Raw genomic sequence first — 334 nt, 5'->3', positions numbered from 1 at the left:
TACGTTCGCCCGTCTGCGCCGGACCCGGTAAAGGCTGCCATTGCCTCGATGGGCGGTGACGTTGACAGCTTCGCGGCTGCTTTCCGCTCGTCTGCGGACCTGTCGGCGGACCTGCCCGCTGATGTCCGCCAGATTGTCAGCGAGGCGTCCAGCGCGAATACGGGGACTGTCGCCACGGCCACCAACGCGCGCACCAAGGCGGATGGGTCCCGCGCCGATATCCGGCTCTACCCGGCCGGTCGTGAGGCTCTGGCCGGGGAGGGCATCAAGGATGCGCAGGGCAAGATCAGCGAGTCGCTCGCTGACGCTGATGGAAAGCTGATGATTGCTCAGG

Annotated in this window: 1 protein-coding gene; it reads left to right on the top strand. The window is 66.5% G+C overall.

The window, feature by feature from the left end; all coding sequences use genetic code 11:
- Positions 1 to 48: 48 nt before the first annotated feature.
- On the top strand, positions 49 to 334 hold a 286-nt coding region (locus KVT45_RS55255), incomplete at its 3' end, for a hypothetical protein (RefSeq protein WP_217562691.1).

The organism is Streptomyces sp. GbtcB6 (genome assembly GCF_019091475.1).
Lineage (GTDB): Bacteria > Actinomycetota > Actinomycetes > Streptomycetales > Streptomycetaceae > Streptomyces > Streptomyces hyaluromycini.
Note: the sequence above shows the minus strand (reverse complement) of the source record. Positions and strands in the feature narration are given on the sequence as shown.